Source organism: Shimia sp. SK013 (assembly GCF_001292625.1).
GTDB lineage: Bacteria > Pseudomonadota > Alphaproteobacteria > Rhodobacterales > Rhodobacteraceae > Shimia.
In genome coordinates, this window is record NZ_LAJH01000013.1 from 216,192 (window position 1) to 233,012 (window position 16,821).

Sequence of the window (16,821 nt, forward strand, 5' to 3'; positions counted from 1 at the left end):
ACACGCCGCCAGCCTTACCCTCTCCCCAGCCCCTTAGGATTTTTGACATGAGCAAAGTTCATACATCCACCCCCGCAGCCGATGGCTTTTTCATGCCCGCAGAAGATGCCCGTCACGACGAAATCTGGATGGCGTGGCCCGAGCGTAACGACAACTGGCGCAATGGTGCCAAGCCCGCACAAGCGACTTTTGTCGAAGTTGCCAAAGCAATCGCCGAAGTCACCCCGGTCACCATGACCGTTTCTGCCGCCCAATATGACAACGCCCGCTCGCGTCTGCCTGAAAACATCCGAGTCGTGGAAATGTCTACGAACGACAGCTGGATGCGTGACATCGCACCAAGCTACGTCGTGAATGGCAACGGTGAGCGTCGCGGCGTTCAATGGGAATTCAACGCATGGGGCGGCTTTGTTGACGGTCTGTATGCGCCATGGGACAAAGATAACCAGGTTGCTGGCAAAATCTGCGACATCCACCGCGACGACAGCTACAAAGCTGGCTTTGTACTGGAAGGCGGTTCGATCCACACTGACGGCGACGGCACGCTTTATACCAACGAAGAATGCCTGCTGCATGCGTCTCGTAACCCCGACATGTCCAAGGAAGAGATCGAGCAATCGCTCAAAGATCACCTTGGCGTTGAAAAGGTTCTGTGGCTGCCTGACGGACTGTTTAACGATGAAACCAACGGACATATCGACAACCTGTTGCACGTTGTCCGCCCCGGCGAAGTCATCCTGAGCTGGACTGAGGACAAGACTGATCCCCAATATGAGATCAGCCAACGCGCCCTTGCCTTCTTGAGCAACGCAACCGATGCCAAAGGCCGCAACATCAAAGTCCACAAGGTGCACATCCCCGGCCCGCTTCACTTTACCGAAGAAGAGGCCGCAGGCATCGACATGTCCGACGGAATGGAGCGTGAAGCAGGCGAGCGTATGGCCGGTTCTTACGCCAACTTCCTGATCACCAACGGCCGCATCATCCTGCCACTGCTGGATGAGAAATGGGACGTAGAAGCGCGCAAAGTGCTTCAGGAAGCCTTCCCAGAGCACGAAATCGTTGGCGTTCAAGCCCGCGAAATCTTGCTGGGTGGCGGAAATGTCCACTGCATCACACAGCAGGTTCCGGCTGTTTGATCTCGCAAACATCAAGAAATGCCGGGCTTAGGTCCGGCATTTTGCTTTTGTATTTGCTTCGCTTCCAAGCTAGTTGATCCATTATCGGTGTCAGAAACTGTTTGATGGCCAAACACCTTTATCTTCCGCAGACAAGGATACCTATGGAAAGCGCCCCTGCTAAGAAAATTGGTCTGCTCGGCATTATCTTCTTTGTCTTTTCAGGCATGATTGGCTTTGACGGGTTGGCTGCAACCGCCGCCGTTGGCCCGTCTGTTTTCGGGTGGTGGGTCGTTGTTATCGTACTTTTCCTGATCCCGAACCTTCTCATGACGTCCGAGTTGGGCACCGCTTTTCCATCAGACGGCGCGATCTATGATTGGGCCCACAAGGCGCTTGGGCCGCGCCATGCAGCCCGCGTCGGCTGGTTTTACTGGATCAACGTGCCGTTCTGGATGCCCGCCGTTTATCTGATCGCTTCTGGCATATTGTCTTTGCTGTTTTTCCCCGACGCGTCTGTCTGGGTACAGATCTTTATCGCCATCGCGATGGTCTGGATCACAGTGTTCATTTGCAACGCGCCTGCGGCGACCAGCAACATGGTGAACTATGTCGGCGGCACTGCCAAAGTGATCGTTCTCATGGCTTTGATCATTGGCGGCATCAATTTCGTAAGCACCCATGGCGCGGCGAATGAAATCTCTCTTGAGACAATGATGCCCCGCTTTGACGAAGGCTTCCGCTATGCTCCGACATTGGTCTATCTGATTGTTGGCGCGGAAACCGTGGCCTGCCTTGGCGGCTCGCTGCGAAACCCGCGACGCAATATTCCGCTGGGTTTGTTTCTTGCCGTAAGTTTTATTCTCGTGCTCTACAGCTTGGCAATTGGTGCAATCATGGTGGCCTTGCCCACCAACGAACTAAGTCTCGTAGGTGGCATCACACAGACCTTCTCAATCTTGTTTGGCGACTCCGCCGCGGGCCGCGCCTTGACTGTGTCGATGTCTCTGGTCGCGATTGCGGCGTTGATGGTTTACATCGTGCCGTGGCTCATGGCGTCGTCGCGCGCCGCAGCCGAAGGCGCCGACGGCAAGGAAATGCCCGCCATCTTTGGCAAGCGCAACGCGTCTGGAAGTCCGGTCGGGGCCAATCTTCTGACGGGTGTTGTCGCCACCATCGCCCTTGTGGTCTACGGGCTGATGTCGGGGTCAGCAGACGAACTTTTCTGGAGTCTTTTCGCATTTGCCAGTTTCCTTCTGTTTGTGACCTACTTCTTCATGATCGCATCCTTCGTGAAACTGCGCGAAACACATGCTGACACGCCGCGCCCCTTCCGTGTGCCCGGCGGAAAATTTGGCGTCTGGACGGTCGCGTTGATGCAGGGTCTGGTGCTGGTGGTTTCCTGCCTCGTCTTTGCTTTTCCCGATATCATGTTTGGCGTGATCGACCTTGGCGACAGCGCGCCGATCCTTGGGGGGATTCTTGGGTCTTTCTTGTTCATTGAATATTCGGTCCGCCGCATGGTTCCCAAAAACCAGCCAACCAAGTCGTCGGCGCTTTCCCCCTCATGAGAGCCCGCAGGGACGGGTGAACTGGACTCTTGGTGGCTGACCTGTAACCTGAAGGCATCGCAAATCTGATCTTTCATAACAGGCGCGGCTGATGCACCGAAACATGCCTCCATTGAACGCCATTCGCGCGTTCGAAGCCGTCGCGCGGCACCAACACCTTGGCCATGCTGCGGATGAGTTGAACGTGACGCACAGCGCTGTGAGCCAGCAACTCAAGCACCTTGAGGAATGGTTTGAACAGCAGCTGTTTTCCCGTGTCAAAGGACGCCTCATTTTGAATTCTGCAGGGAGCCAATTGCTTGAAGGCTACGGCCGCGCTTTGGACCTGATGAATGACACAACCGACCTTTTGCAGCGGCGCGCGCCCGGCGAACACCTGGTCCTGCATTGCGACCCTGCATTCTTTTCTAAGGTGATGATGCCTTTGGACGAAGTGGCACGAGCGGCGGCGCCGGGCATAACATTGGACGTCAAAACCACAGCCTTCAACCAGACGGCGTTTCCTGACTCCGCTGACATTGTGATCGATCACACCAAACACAGTGAATGGCGCAATGTCACCCGCGAACACCTTCTGGATGTGCATGGGTTCCCGGCATGCGCCCCCTCCCTGCTGGAAAACTTTGAGCGTCCCAAGCGGCCTTTGGATCTGCGTCAGCTCCCGCTTCTGCACGGCGCGGATCGGGACAGTTGGAATTCGTGGCTGGTTGAGTTTGCCGGCTCTTCAAGTGCCGGCTGCGCCAACACTTTTTATGATGACTTCGCCATGACGATTGATGCAGCCGTGCGTGGGCGCGGCGCCATTCTGGCTGATCCGGTTCTATGCCAACATGAATTGGAAACCGGGCGACTTGTGCCACTGTTTGACCACACCATCCACGAGGTCAGCTACTACGCCATTTGCACCAATTTGAAATATTCGACCCGCGCGGTTCGGCAAGCCTTTGACAACATCGTCAAAATGCTGCGCGACCACGACGCGATGATCCAATCAGCGCAGACAGGCAAACGGCCGACGCAGCGCCCATGGGATACGCACGGAGCGGTGAATCAGTAACCGCCTCTTTCCCAGCTACAAAAAAAGCGCCGGAGATTGCTCCGACGCCTTTTGGTTTTTGGTCCCGATCCCTTACTTGGACAGAATGGTGCCAATCGTCACGCCCAAAATAGCTGCGCCCAATGCGTTGCCGTTCTGGTTTGAGCGGCGTTTTTTGGACGAAGTGCCCGACGTTGCCCGAGCCACGGGCGCGGAATACGGCGTGTAGAGCCCTTCGGTCTGGGTCATCAAAAGCTCATATTGAGACTGATTGAGGTAGCCCGTGGGCTGCAGACCGTTGACAGTTTGCCAGCCAGCAATACCGCGTCGGGTTTTACCGCCCCATTGACCGTCAACACCGCCGACATTCTGACCTGTCGCATTCAGGCGCGCCTGAATGTTGCCTTTGGTTGAGCGATCCAAAGTCATCAGGCTTTCCGAATACTCCGAGCTTGGCTTTGCCCTCAGATTGGTGGAGACCGGCAGGATCAGCGGTCCGTTTTCGTCAATCGCGTCTGCTTTGGACGACGACAGCCCATTGCCCACAACTTGAATAGATCCGCCACTGGTCGCCCGCGCACTGGCCACGACACCGACGCCTTGTTCACTTTCAATCTTGCGGATCGAACGACGGACATTGTTGGCGTAAAGCCCGTTGGGAAAAGTCTCCAGATAGGCTTTGAAGTCCTCCACGTCACCGGTTTCGCGGGCAAGGTCAAACAACATCTTTTGCTCTTCCAGCATAGCAGAACTGGTTGTGGCAGGCGTGGTCCCGGTGCTGTCCGCGGCCACGCTCAAAGGTTGGGCAGATTCAGCATCGGTCACCGGATTTAGCATAACAGGCCCGGTCAGGGACACGTTCAACCAAGGCCGTTGGGCCTGATTGGTGGATCGGTATACATCTCCGGTCACCCGCGTGAACACCTCTGCAATGTCAGTATTTTCCGCGTCCAGATGGTTCAACAACGCCGAGGTAAACGGGGAGTTGTGGCCATCCCCATCCAAAGCCACATCACCCGGGCTGGTAGCAAAGGCAATCGCCATGCCCTTGCCGGGATTTTGGATTTTCATCTCAGACAGGCCGTTGGAAACCGCAGCCGACCGTGTCGCGCCCATCGAGCGGGACAGGGTTTTGGATAATGGGTTGTCGCGACAGGCATCCAAAAACACCAAATTCACCGCGTCTGACACTGACATCTGGCGGGTTACGAAATCAACCGGCACCGCCTCAAAATCCAACGCAGTGTCATCCTCAAAGGCCGCATCAATCGGCACAAGGTAGTTGATCCCGTCCACGCTCATGCCGTGACCGGCGTAGAAAAACAGGTTCACGTCACTTTCACGCGACGCTCGCGCAAATTTACGCAAAAGGCCTTCCATGCCCATTTTGTCGAGGTCATAGCCTACATAGGTCTCAAACCCGAGGTCGCTCAACTTTTGAGCGATCGCCCGGGCATCATTGACCGGATTGGCCAAAGGTGACGCATGTTGATAGGCGCCGTTGCCCACAACCAGCGCCAATCTTTTTTCTGTCGCCGCGTGTGACGCAGTTACAAACCCAAACGCTGCGACCATCCAAATCAGGCTTTTGATCACCAGGTTACCCATATGCTCACTCCTTACAAAAACGGCCATCATGACAAAGGTTCCAGATTGATGATTTCCACCCGTCGGTTGAGTGGGTTCATCAAATTCGCGGGATCCATCGGACGCGACATGCCGTATCCGATCGGGATCAACTGCCCGACGGGCACGTCGTAAATCGTGGTCAAATGCTCAACCACCGTGCGCGCCCGCGCGTCCGATAACTTCATGTTAAACGCATGATCGCCACGTCCATCAGTGTGACCTGCAATCTGAAAGGTCATGCCGGTCAGGGTGGGATCGTGCAACGCTTTGGCCAGCGACCGCAGTGCAAGCATTCCGTCCGTGGTCAAATAGGCAGACCCCAGTTCAAAATTCACCGTCAAGCTGACCGAGGGTAAGTCGATTTCGGTGGGCAACTGCCCCTGAATATCAATGCCGCGCTTGGCAATAGGCGACATAGACCGCACTTGCGGCCCTGTATTCTGTGGCGTCAATTGCTGGATAATGGACTGACTTTTTACAACCTGTGCAAACCCTGGTGTGGCCAGTCCAATGGCCGCACAAAGTGCAATAACAACGGTCCCAAAGCGCATTAATCAATTCCCCTCAAAATCTCAAATTCAACCCTACGGTGTTAAGGTATCACGTTTAGATACAAAACTTCAGCCGAAATTTCACGCCGCTCCGTGCTATTTTGCACCGTTTGATTTGCCGCCAAATCCAGAATTTTCAAAAACTGCGGCTGCGTCAGAGTCTGTGAGCCGCTTTGGGCATACTGTCCTGCGGTGCCCTGCTCCAGATCATCCAACAGATCAATCGGGCTGCGCGAGGCCAGCGCGACAATCGCCTCGGCCCCGGCCGGCGCCGTGGCGGTAAACGTGCGGCGCCCGTCGCGGCCGTCACCAAACAGAAGTTGGGTGTTGGGCGCATGTTGCGCGCGCATCAGCCCGCGCTTAGGCAACAGATTCACAACCGATCCGTCGGCCTGAAGATACACCAGATACAGGAAGGCATAGAAATCCGGGGTCACCACCTCAAACGCGAGACTTTCGTTGAAGGGAATGCGTGTCTGGTTGGACAGCATCCGGACCTTTGGTTTCAAGTCCGAAGTCATCGGTATTTCCAAGGCCGTCACCGCCGCACAGGCCGGGTACGGCACTTCCTTTACCGTCGCAAGAATTTCGGGGCTGAACCGCTTTGACAGCGCCTGACGGTCCTTGCCGCTTTGAACGTGTCCCGTCAGCCTCAGTTGGCCGTTTGCCCCTGTTGTCCAGAACAGGGACGCACACTCCATTTCGACGGGAAACCGAATACGTGGAGACAGATTTTGCGCGCAAGTCAGCGCCCGTACCGGATCGGCAAACTGGTCCGCCATGCCCAAGGCCCGCAATTCATCCTGACAATCGCGTGTGGCATTGCTGATCATCGGATGCGCCGCAATCTGTTGTCCTACGACACCACCAGACGTCGGCACGCCCAAACTGGATGCCGGCTGCACCACACCACGCGCCATTTCTGCTTCCCATTCAGACAAACGGCGACGGGTTTTGTAAATCGTGTCACGCACATGCGACAGTTCGCCAAATGCTTCGTTTACCAGCCCGTTGATTTCGCGAACTGCGTCAGGTTGTTGCGCCACCGCGGTTGTCGCACCCGCAAACGACAAGGCCAAAGCTACAACCAAAAATTGCGCCGCGCGCATCAGCGTCTTGCTCACTCGCACCATCCCGCCGCCTCCCGAAAGATGCGTTGAGCGTCCCCGTAAAGGCTCAGCATCTGGCGGGCGCTGCCGTATTTCTGATCCATGTCCAACTCTGCCCCCGCGCTGTCCAAAACACCGCTGTCGGGCCAGCAACTCTCCAGATGATAAGTGACGTCCAACAACTCGACGCGCGGCACATCCGCCAGCCGGGCTTTGGCTTCTTTCAGAATATCCGTCATGAACGAGGGGCAGTTACCCTGTTTGTTCAACGCTTTCAGTCCGGCAAAGGATGTCAAAAACGAACCGGCGTCTTTGACGGCTGTTTCGACGTCGCCGAAATAAGCATCCAGCAGCTCTGGCGAAGTCAGGCCATAATCACTGTCCTGAAAACACGATGGGTTTGTGCGCGACCGGCTTGTTGCAGGAATAGCCACCACGTCCGATTCTGCGGAACTCTGCGCAGGTTTTGAATCGTTCTGAAGCCCAACCGAGCCGACCCGGACCAACTCCACGCGGCGCTCAATATCTTCGATGATCGTGTCAAACTTTGTCAGCGACAGCTCGTCCATGTCACCGTCGGTCAGGGCTTGTGCCAGTGCAAATGACGACGTTCCCACGGGCAAAGCTACCGCTCCCAGAACCACAAACACCGCCACCAAACCCTGTTTTATCAAGCCCTGCATCAAATCTCATATTATAAAGAATCAATTGTAAATCTTAGCAATGTCGAGAATAGTCAGGGAAATCCTGCGTCGCAACACTCTTAACAGGTTTAAAAAATTGAGATTTTTGGGGCTATTTCAGCTTTCCCCTTTTGTAGTCATTCTTAGCACTGGAGCGGTTTTTGCTCAGGACGACAAAGGCACATCGGTGCTTGACGCTATGGGCCCGTCACCCGCAGTGGTCTGCGATGACCTGCCGGTTCTGGAACGCGGCAAGTTTCAGGACTGCAGGTTCCAATACTTACGCTTCGACCTTCCGGAGTTTCTCGCGACAAGAGAAGAGGCGAGGGTGAGCCGCGTAAAGCGGGCGCAATCGCAGATTTGGGATTGGCTGGATCGCCCGCCAAGCACCAACTGCGATACATTGCCGGACCTTGAACGTGGCAAGTTCACCTTTCACTGCAACGCACCCGATTTGGGCTCCGATATTCTGGGCACGCTTCAGGCTCAGCTCGCTAGCCTGAAGGCAGAGCGGGAGACTCTGGCAGGTCAAATTGCCGATCTTCGCGCGAAATTCCAAGATCTCTCACGGCACCAAGACAACGTCAGCCCAGCCGCAGATCCGCAGGACCTCGAGGCGATGGCGCAAACGTTGCAGGCGCTTGATGCGGCTATGGTACGCATCGATCTTATGGGGCGCCTGTCGGCGGCGCTTGATGCTGCTCCCGATGCGCCCACCATCACGTCGCTGGCCTTCGCGCAGGCGCCACAAGGCGTGGCGCTGCGGGTTACTGCTGACGAAAACGCGGACACTTTGGGCGAGGTAACCCGCCCGAATGAAACCGTCATTATAATAAAAACCGCTGACCCCGATCACCTTATGGTGGTACATCCGTCTTTGGGTGTGGGGTATGCAACCGTTTCAGATTTCAGAACGAAATAGAGGATCCGATGGCCAATTTGACTTGCTTTGACCTTCCGCGCCGTCTTGTGAAGGCTGCGACATGTTCCGCCACCACGCTGGCTCTGGCATTGTCCGTGACGTTTGGCGCGGCACCTCTGGCACAGGCCCAAGAAGATGTGCCCGTTCTGACCATCACAACTGGCGGAGCCGACGGGACGTACTATCAATTCGCGCAGGAAATCCAACAGATGATGCCTAGCGATGTGCCGCTCGAGATCGCGACCAGCGAGGGCTCCGTCCAAAACCTGCGACGTCTCATTGGATACGAAGGCCCGTCTGAACAAAAATTCTATCAGCTTGCCTTTGTGCAGGCCGACGTGCTGGAACAACTTCGCGCCCGCGCCAAAGGCGATGCCGTGCTGGAAAGCATCGTGGACCGCATCAAAGTGGTGATGCCGCTTTATGGCGAAGAAATCCACGTCTTCACCCGCGCGAAATACAACATTCCGTCCATCGAGGCACTGATGGAAGGCGATTGGGACGTCAACGCCGGCGCAGATAAAAGTGGCACCAACCTGACCGCGCGCTGGCTTTACGAACAAATGGGCCATGCCGAGAGAACCCTGAACTGGGGGAACTCCGAAGTCGAACCGGGCCTACCTTATCTCGGTGAGGGCGGTTATGAAGTTTTCTTTAGTGTTTCCGGCGCGCCCAGCGACGTGGGGCGCTCTATTCAGGCGGGCGGAGATGTAACTTTGTTGCCGGTGGATCTTCCGGAATTGTATAATGACCGAGAGTCGCCGTACCGCCCAGCTATCCTTAGTAAACTGCACTATCCTTGGCTCGATCGCGACGTGCGCACCATGGCTGTGACCGCGTTGCTGGTGGCGTTTGATTACGACGTAGACAACCCGTATTGCACCCAGATCGAAAAACTGACCCGCAATATTGTTGAAGGCCTTGACCTGCGGCAATCGCCCAACGGCGGCCACCCCAAGTGGCGCGAAGTGGATCCGGTTAGCGGTCACAATCGGGCCGATAGCTACACCTGTTCCAATGCAGCCCTCGCTGGCAAAAGGTGATCCATGCTGCGCCGCACGACACTCTGGCTAAAGACTACGTTATTCGCACTGACGGCGAGCCTTTGTGCTGTTCCGGTTTTTGCGCAATCTGCGCCGGACCGCTTTGCCTTTGTGGTCGGCAACAGCGCCTATGAACGCCGTGCCGACGGGCAAATGATCGAAAGCTCCTCGCTCAACCTTTATTCACCGCGCCATGACGCGTCCAAATATGCCGATGTACTGGATGGCATGGGCTGGGACGTTCTTAACGACGTTCCATTCGACCGAACCGCCGCCAGCTTGCAAAATGATCTGGACGCCGCTGCGCGCCAAATCACCTCCGGCTCGGAAGTGGTGTTTGTGTTCAACGGCCACGGCTTTTCGCAGGGCAAATCAAACTTTCTGGTTGGCGTGCCGGACGACGGCGAACGCTATGCCTCTGTGGGCGACATGCGCGCTGGCAGCATCAAACTTAGCGACGTGGTCGCGCGCCTTGCAGAAGCCAATCCCGCCCGCATTATCCTGATCATTAATGCCTGCGGTGACGAAGCGCTGGTGGACGGCGCGGACCTTGCGCCGACCAAGCCGCGCTTTGACACCTCGGTCGAAGAAGTGCTGGTGCTTTACAGCTCCTCGCCTAAAGGCGTGGCGTTTGATTTTATCGACAGCCCCGACCTTGAAGGTGAAAACGACGGCTTTGATCTGGGCGGCGGCGACGTGGTCGTGCATTCGGTGTTCTCTCGCGCGTTCCTGTCTTTCATGGAAAACGACCAGCCGCTTTTGTCGGTGTTTGCGGAAACCCGTATTGAGGTCGAAAAGATAAGTCGACGCGCTGCTGATTTCCGCAACATGCCCGGCCGTCAGGGACTGCAGATCCCCCACGTGCTGTTTGACACGATCAACGGACAGTTCAATCTGGCCGATGTGTCCGGCACGCTGTCGTCGACCAGTCTCGGCACCGATTGGCGTCACGATCCTCAGGTCTGCCGCTTTGCCCCCGACAGCCTGCAAGAGGCGCTCGCGTTGCGGGCGCAAACGGGCATCGCCAGCAATCCGCAGGCCCGCGCCTGCATCCTTGCTGCAGCCTTGGCGGATTTGGGCATCGAAAAACTAGGTTTTGACAGCAGCCTCGGCGGCGTGATCGTTGTCCAAACCACGCCTGATGCTCTGTTTGGACGAGGCGATCTGATTACCCGCGTCACCGTGTCCAACCCCGAAGGCCGCGAAAAGCTACGATTTAAGCAATTGTCAGATTTCAGTGGCGTTTTGGCGCAATATTTCGACGAGCCGGGCCACAAACTGGTATTCTCCTGGAAGAACGAGGAAGCCGAAGGCAAAAAATCCGGTTTCAAGGGAATCGAGTTTTAGGGAGACTGACATGATCAATTTCACACGACCATTTCTGACTGCCCTTGTCGCGACTTGGGCTGCCACGGCACAAGCCGAATTCGTCGACCTGCGCCCTGCTGGCGCCTTTTCGATGACGGAACATGTGGAGGCGGGTAAAGGCACGATGTCTGGCAATCACAAGCACAGCATCCGCACCAACCGCCTGTTTGCCGGCATTCAATTGACCCAGCAAAAGAAAACACCCGACTTTTCTGATACCGTAGAGACCGTCACACTTAGCGAGCTGCTTTTGGCGCCCATTGTCCTGCCGGGTGACGTCGCCGCGAAACACAGCGACAAGGTCAAAATCTGTGCCGAAGTGCGCACAATCAACGGATACTACACTGCGACAGGCGGCACCAAAGCAGAGCAATTTGTCCGTGACAGCACAGCCCCAGACCTAATCAATGCAGCTTATGAATCAAAGCATCCGGACGTTAAAAGCGAATACTCCGAAGACATGTTGTTGATGCGCGCAATGGTGGCTTTGGACTGCCTTGCAGGACGCTCGTCGTATTATGTTCCTGTCAGCCTGACACGTGACCCAGACACGTTGTTGGTCGTGCTCGAAGTTGGCTCCGGCACCGTTGCTCCGACTTTGGCTGGCGTTTTGTCGGAGGCTGGCGACCTAGCCGATCCAACCCCGCTGAGCTGCGCGCCGAGCGTGCGCGTAGAAAGCGGCTATGACTGCTCAATCGCCTTGAAAGACATCGGCACAGACAAACATCGCCTTTGGGAACTGAGCGTGGCCGTGACGTCTCTGGGCGAAGAAAGCACTCACCGCGCCCGTTTGGCCCTTCCTAGACTACCAAACTGATACATGAAAAAAAGCTCTGAAGACACCAAAGTCCCACGCGACAATATCAAAGATCGGGTAGAAGCTTTCTTACCGGCCTTGCAAATTTCAGCCTCCCTGACGCTTTTTGGTATTGGCCTGGCGCTTTTGCTTTTCACGGCGGTCCGCATTGGCGGCCACCGCGGCGACTACTTCCTGATTGAGGCGGAAACGTCCCGATTTGAATATCAGGTCACAAACAGTGAGCAGGCGATGCTGTTTGTCTCCGGCGTTCGGATAACCAGCGGAAATAAAGAGGTCGTAAGAAAATCGCCGGACTCGGCAGAAGTTACTGACGCCCATTGTGTCAGCGGACATTTAGAGCCGCAACACGGCGCTGTTATGGAATTTGACGTTTTGAACGGGCTGCAACGTCTGCAGATTCGCGCGGCCAAAGGTGACGAATACAAGAAACGTCAGACTTACTTCGATCGGTTCCTGAATTGGACGCGCGTCTTCATTGCGACGGGCCCGTCCGCGCGGCAATTCGTCCCGAACAAGGAACTCGTTCCCCTTGCCGCTTTGGACTTCGCGGGGGCCGAATATGTGATTTCGGGCGCTGATGCGCCTGTTGACGTTTTTCTGCTGGATAAAGAGCAACCAACTGGCAGTCTGACGTTTGATCAACACGTCGTCATTGTTGAAGATGAAAGCTGTCGGAAATCAGAAAATGCCGACTCGGGTGCGCGCGACGAGCCGAAGGCGAAGCAAACGGAAGTTGCCTTCGGTCCGCGAGGCGAGCCAATTCCGATCGATGGTCCGGGCTATATCGGACGCCGATTGGTGGCCAATACCGACGGCAACTGGCGGCCCAGCACCGATCTGGAATTCACCAGCGGCAGTATCGAAATTTTGGTGCGCGAAACGCTTTGCGGGCCTCTCACAATGTTGTCCGCGACCGGTTGTCGACGGGTATACCGCCCCAATCGCGATGCCACACCGATCCCCGGCGGTGCCACATTGCGCGGCCTTCAGAAAGCATCGGGCAAGGAATTCACCTCATTGATGTGGGGTCAGGTGCATTTCGACGGAGAGATGTACAAGGTCAACGTGTCGACCGAAGCCTACGCTGTTGACATGATACAGCCTGGCGGACCGTCGCGCGTGGCAGGCAACCGCTTGTCTCTAACGCTGTTTGACCGGCTGTTTGTGGAGCCGGCACTGGTCATTGCCGTCACTTTCTTTGCCGCTGTGATCGGCTGGATACTTAGCATTCTTCAAATTGAACCTGTCGCGCCACGCGCAGCAAAGCCGGGCAACCGCAAAGAGGCTGAGGCAATCCCCGCAGACGGCGAGACTCCCCCGCCATCTGAAGAAACTAACGAGAGCTGATCTGACCTAGGCTTGCGCTGCTTTGATCATGTCGGCGCATTTTTCGCCAATCATGATGGTTGGCGCATTGGTGTTGCCGCTGACCAGCGTCGGCATCACCGACGCGTCTGCCACGCGCAACCCTTCCAACCCATGCACCCGCAGTTGCGGATCTACCACGGCCATCTCATCCACCCCCATTTTACAGGTGCCGACCGGGTGATAAACCGTGTCCGCGCGCGCGCGAATATGACCTTCCCAGTCGGCGTCACTCATCGCGTCGTTCAGACCAAACAGCTCTTTGTGTTTGTATTTCGCCAGCGCCGGCGCGTCCATCACGGCACGGGTCATCTTGGCGCCTTTGATCAGCGTTTGAATGTCCCGCGCATCGTCAAGGAAATTTGGATCGATCTTGGGCGGCGCCAATGGATCGGCGGAATTCAACGTTACTTCACCACGCGAATGCGGGCGCAACACACAGATATGGCACGAATACCCGTGACCAAGATGCAGCTTACGCGCGTGATCATCCACGATGGAGATCACAAAATGCGTCTGCACATCGGGGCGCTCAAGGCTGCTGTCGGTTTTGAAGAAAGACCCTGCTTCTGCAAGCGTGGAGGCGACCATCGAGTTGCCATCCTTGCGCCATTTGAAAATCTCGCGCGTCAGCTTGGCGGTGGCGCGCACACCAATGCCGACGTTGTCGGTGTCCTTGGTTTTGTAGGCCAAGACAAAATCGATATGGTCCTGCAGGTTTTGCCCCACACCGGCCAACTCATGTTGCATGTCTATGCCGTGTGGCGTGATGTCCTCGGCCCGGCCAATGCCCGATAGCTGCAACAGTTGCGGACTTTGGAATGCACCGCCGCACAGGATCACCTCTTTGTCAGCCAGCACCTCAAGATCCTTGCGACCTTGGCGATAGGCCACGCCAACCGCGCGTTTGCCCTCCAGCAACACTTTGGTTGCATGCGCTCCTGTAATCACGGTCAGGTTGGGTCGCGCATCGATCACCGGATGCAGATAGCCCGCCGCTGCGGAACACCGCTCCCCGTTCTTTTCAGGCGCGTGAAACAGCGTGGTTTGATAGAGCCCCGCCCCTTCGTTGTCGCCGTCGTTGAAATCCGCCGTCTCGCGGACCTGCGTCTCGCCACTGGCCTCGACAAATGCGCGGGATATAGGCCGCGGAGCTTTGGCATTGGACACGTGTAAGGGCCCGGAATCGCCGTGAAAATCATCCGCGCCGTTGACGTTGTTCTCGGCCTTTTTGAAATACGGCAGCACCGCATCCCACCCCCAACCTTCACAGCCTAAATCGGCCCAGCCATCATAATCCTGCCGCTGGCCGCGCACATACAGCATCGCATTGATCGCGCTTGACCCGCCCAGCGCCTTGCCGCGCGGCTGATAGCCTTTGCGGCCGTTCAACCCCTTTTGCGGCACCGTCTCAAAGGCCCAGTTGTTGATCTTGCCATAGCCCGGCAACATCGCGACCACGCCAATCGGCGCACGCACCAAAATGCCGTCACCTTTGCCGCCTGCCTCAAGCAAACAAACCTTTGTCTTTGGATCTTCGCTCAGCCGTGACGCAATCGTGGCCCCCGCAGAGCCGCCCCCGACAATTACAAAATCATAGCTCACAACAGTCCCTCCCCAATGATCGCGTTGACGTTCTCCCAAACGTCGCCACGCTCCAATGGCCCCAATGAAGCAGCCGTTGTGGCGCGCGGTCCAGCTATTTGCAAAGTGACTTTCCGTCACCTTTGCAGTCAGAAACGCAAAAGGCAGGGCCAAAAACCCTGCCTTTCACATCATTATCAATAGTTTAGAAAGCTCAGAGCACCAAAGATGCCCGCGCCTTGACCTGTTCCGGTCCCATCACCTGCATGATGGAATAGAGGTCCGGCGAGCGCTCCTTGCCAGCCAGCAACACGCGGAAAATCTTGGCCACATGCGCCACGGTGCCTTTGTAATCGTCCGGATTTTTCTTGAAATCCTTGGGGCGCAGGGCAAATCCGTGCTTGCCGCCCAGTTCCTTCATTTTTCCAAACCAGGTCTCGTTGTCATCGGCAGGATCATAGCCTTCAAGGAATTCTGACACCAACACCGCCAATTCATTCGCGCTCAGATAATCCAGCATCGCCCGCGCTTCATCAGCGGTCAGGGCAAAGCGGTCATCAAAGAAATAGGCCAGCTCGCCCTTAACGTCGCTCCACTTTTCGATGTCCTTGCGCGGGTTCTGCGCCTCATCGCGTTCAATCGCCATAATGGCGCGGGACCGATCAGGATCCGCCGTCATCAAGGCCGCGAGATCGGCGTCATGGGTCTTTGCCCAAGGCAGCACACGGTCATAAAGTTCGTCGCTCTTGAGGGTCGAGACAAAGTTGCGGCTGATGTGGCCGAGTTTCTCGAAATCAAACAAAGGCCCGCTGCTGCCTTTGAGGCCGCGCATCGTCAGCGGGAATTCCCACGACGATGTCTCGGGGTTCTCTTTGGACCAGTCCTCAAAGTTGGCATCCGCCAGCGTCATCAGATAATCCAGCACCGCCTCGTTGGAATAGCCCAACTCCTCAAAGTAGCCGACGCTTGCCTCGGGGTCTTTGCGCTTGGACAGTTTGCGGCGCGAGGTGCCGTCCATCTTGTTGATCGGTGCAATGTGCGCATATTCCGGTACGTCCCAGCCCAGCGCCTCGAAAAGCTGCAAATGCGTCGGGATCGACGACAGCCATTCGTCACCACGAATAACGTGGGTGGTGCCCATCAGGTGGTCATCGACCGCATGGGCAAAGTGATAAGTCGGCAGGCCGTCGGCCTTCATGATCACGATGTCCTGATCGTTCTCCGGCAGTTTACGTTCACCAAAGAGCAAGTCCTCGAACTTCATCTTGCGCTCGATTTTGCCTTCGGAGCGGAAACGGATCACGAAAGGTGTGCCCGCATCCAATGCCGCGAGCACGTCCTCTTCGGGGCGATCACGCCATTCAGCCCAAACGCCATAATACCCCGTACGCATCTTGCGCAACTGCTGCTTGTCGCGCATCGCGTCAAGCTCTTCGCCCGAGGCAAAACACGGATAGGCTTTGCCGGTCGCCAACAGATGTTTGACGTAGGCCTGATAGATTTCCATGCGTTGGCTTTGGCGATAAGGGCCATAGGCGCCTTTGTCTTTGCCTTCGGTGTCGACGCCTTCGTCAAACGTCACGCCAAAATGGTCAAAGGCGTGGGTGATGAAATCCACCGCGCCTTCGACTTCGCGTTTCTTGTCGGTGTCTTCAATCCGCAAGATCGACACCCCACCAGTTTCACGTGCGAAATGGGCACAGATACGGCCCACATAAAGCGTGCCGATGTGCATGAAACCGGTCGGGCTTGGCCCCACCCGCGTAACCATCGCGCCCTCAGGCAGGTCGCGAGCCGGAAAACGGTCTGCAAGCTCTTCGGGTGTGGGCAGGGGATTGGGAAAAATGCGATCAACGATGTTGGACATGACACCAGCGTTTCTTGAAAGGACAGCAATTGCCGCGCCCCAAATGGCGCAGCGCGAATTTGCGTCACCTCTAGTGGGCATGGGCCTTGTTGACAAGGGTTGCGCACAAAACGAAGCGGGCCAGCAAGGACCCGCCCCTCGCCTTTTTGTCGCTT

At 56.4% G+C, this 16,821-nt stretch carries 14 protein-coding genes; 8 read left to right on the plus strand and 6 right to left on the minus strand.

The window, feature by feature from the left end; translation table 11 throughout:
* The first annotated feature begins 47 nt into the window (after window positions 1-47).
* The 3 genes from aguA (at window position 48) to SHIM_RS13370 (ending at window position 3,746) form a co-directional block, all read left to right on the plus strand.
* The gene (gene aguA / locus SHIM_RS13360; protein WP_054003163.1) at window positions 48-1,139 is read left to right on the plus strand and encodes an agmatine deiminase; all 1,092 of its coding nucleotides are present in this window, start codon (window positions 48-50) and stop codon (window positions 1,137-1,139) included.
* 143 nt (window positions 1,140-1,282) lie between these two features.
* The gene (locus SHIM_RS13365; RefSeq protein WP_054003164.1) at window positions 1,283-2,689 is read left to right on the plus strand and encodes an APC family permease; all 1,407 of its coding nucleotides are present in this window, start codon (window positions 1,283-1,285) and stop codon (window positions 2,687-2,689) included.
* A gap of 91 nt (window positions 2,690-2,780) precedes the next feature.
* Entirely contained in the window at window positions 2,781-3,746 is a 966-nt protein-coding gene (locus SHIM_RS13370; RefSeq protein ID WP_054003165.1) for a LysR family transcriptional regulator, read from the plus strand.
* 72 nt (window positions 3,747-3,818) lie between these two features.
* On the opposite strand, the gene SHIM_RS13375 is transcribed toward SHIM_RS13370, so the two are convergent.
* From SHIM_RS13375 to SHIM_RS13390, 4 genes are all read right to left on the minus strand, one after another.
* Window positions 3,819-5,333, minus strand: a complete 1,515-nt coding sequence (locus SHIM_RS13375) for a caspase family protein (RefSeq protein WP_062946302.1) — start codon at window positions 5,331-5,333, stop codon at window positions 3,819-3,821.
* Between the two features lie 26 nt (window positions 5,334-5,359).
* Window positions 5,360-5,770: an OmpA family protein gene (locus tag SHIM_RS13380; RefSeq protein ID WP_193749924.1), complete on the minus strand. Its 411-nt coding sequence runs from the start codon at window positions 5,768-5,770 to the stop codon at window positions 5,360-5,362.
* A 176-nt stretch (window positions 5,771-5,946) separates the two neighbouring features.
* Window positions 5,947-7,029, minus strand: a complete 1,083-nt coding sequence (locus SHIM_RS13385; RefSeq protein WP_193749925.1) for a DUF4384 domain-containing protein — start codon at window positions 7,027-7,029, stop codon at window positions 5,947-5,949.
* Window positions 7,026-7,697: a hypothetical protein gene (locus SHIM_RS13390; protein WP_054003168.1), complete on the minus strand. Its 672-nt coding sequence runs from the start codon at window positions 7,695-7,697 to the stop codon at window positions 7,026-7,028. Before SHIM_RS13390 ends, SHIM_RS13385 begins: the two co-directional genes overlap by 4 nt.
* Window positions 7,698-7,884: 187 nt before the next feature.
* Between SHIM_RS13390 and SHIM_RS13395 the strand changes: the two genes are divergently transcribed.
* From SHIM_RS13395 to SHIM_RS13415, 5 genes are read left to right on the plus strand one after another with little or no spacing between them, the layout of a single operon-like run.
* Window positions 7,885-8,619 (plus strand): hypothetical protein, encoded by a 735-nt coding sequence (locus tag SHIM_RS13395; protein WP_193749926.1) that lies wholly within the window; start codon window positions 7,885-7,887, stop codon window positions 8,617-8,619.
* 8 nt (window positions 8,620-8,627) lie between these two features.
* Entirely contained in the window at window positions 8,628-9,662 is a 1,035-nt protein-coding gene (locus tag SHIM_RS13400) for a TAXI family TRAP transporter solute-binding subunit (protein ID WP_054003170.1), read from the plus strand.
* Window positions 9,663-9,665: 3 nt separating this feature from the next.
* Window positions 9,666-11,009, plus strand: coding sequence for a caspase family protein (locus tag SHIM_RS13405; RefSeq protein WP_054003171.1), 1,344 nt, complete (start codon window positions 9,666-9,668; stop codon window positions 11,007-11,009).
* A gap of 10 nt (window positions 11,010-11,019) precedes the next feature.
* Window positions 11,020-11,847: a hypothetical protein gene (locus SHIM_RS13410; RefSeq protein ID WP_054003172.1), complete on the plus strand. Its 828-nt coding sequence runs from the start codon at window positions 11,020-11,022 to the stop codon at window positions 11,845-11,847.
* 3 nt (window positions 11,848-11,850) lie between these two features.
* Window positions 11,851-13,197, plus strand: coding sequence for a hypothetical protein (locus SHIM_RS13415; protein WP_054003173.1), 1,347 nt, complete (start codon window positions 11,851-11,853; stop codon window positions 13,195-13,197).
* A gap of 6 nt (window positions 13,198-13,203) precedes the next feature.
* Here SHIM_RS13415 and SHIM_RS13420 read toward each other — a convergent pair whose 3' ends face one another.
* Window positions 13,204-14,820, minus strand: coding sequence for a GMC family oxidoreductase (locus SHIM_RS13420; protein ID WP_054003206.1), 1,617 nt, complete (start codon window positions 14,818-14,820; stop codon window positions 13,204-13,206).
* A 193-nt stretch (window positions 14,821-15,013) separates the two neighbouring features.
* Window positions 15,014-16,666, minus strand: a complete 1,653-nt coding sequence (gltX, locus tag SHIM_RS13425) for a glutamate--tRNA ligase (protein ID WP_054003174.1) — start codon at window positions 16,664-16,666, stop codon at window positions 15,014-15,016.
* Window positions 16,667-16,821: the final 155 nt, after the last annotated feature.

Excerpts from the sequence above, each read along its gene's own strand:
- SHIM_RS13370 (WP_054003165.1), top strand. The coding sequence starts at position 2,781 with ATGCACCGAAACATGCCTCCATTGAACGCCATTCGCGCGTTCGAAGCC.
- SHIM_RS13380 (WP_193749924.1), bottom strand. The coding sequence starts at position 5,770 with ATGTCGCCTATTGCCAAGCGCGGCATTGATATTCAGGGGCAGTTGCCC.
- SHIM_RS13400 (WP_054003170.1), top strand. The coding sequence starts at position 8,628 with ATGGCCAATTTGACTTGCTTTGACCTTCCGCGCCGTCTTGTGAAGGCT.
- SHIM_RS13415 (WP_054003173.1), top strand. The coding sequence starts at position 11,851 with ATGAAAAAAAGCTCTGAAGACACCAAAGTCCCACGCGACAATATCAAA.
- gltX (WP_054003174.1), bottom strand. The coding sequence starts at position 16,666 with ATGTCCAACATCGTTGATCGCATTTTTCCCAATCCCCTGCCCACACCC.
- SHIM_RS13390 (WP_054003168.1), bottom strand. The coding sequence starts at position 7,697 with ATGCAGGGCTTGATAAAACAGGGTTTGGTGGCGGTGTTTGTGGTTCTG.
- SHIM_RS13365 (WP_054003164.1), top strand. The coding sequence starts at position 1,283 with ATGGAAAGCGCCCCTGCTAAGAAAATTGGTCTGCTCGGCATTATCTTC.
- aguA (WP_054003163.1), top strand. The coding sequence starts at position 48 with ATGAGCAAAGTTCATACATCCACCCCCGCAGCCGATGGCTTTTTCATG.
- SHIM_RS13410 (WP_054003172.1), top strand. The coding sequence starts at position 11,020 with ATGATCAATTTCACACGACCATTTCTGACTGCCCTTGTCGCGACTTGG.
- SHIM_RS13405 (WP_054003171.1), top strand. The coding sequence starts at position 9,666 with ATGCTGCGCCGCACGACACTCTGGCTAAAGACTACGTTATTCGCACTG.
- SHIM_RS13375 (WP_062946302.1), bottom strand. The coding sequence starts at position 5,333 with ATGGGTAACCTGGTGATCAAAAGCCTGATTTGGATGGTCGCAGCGTTT.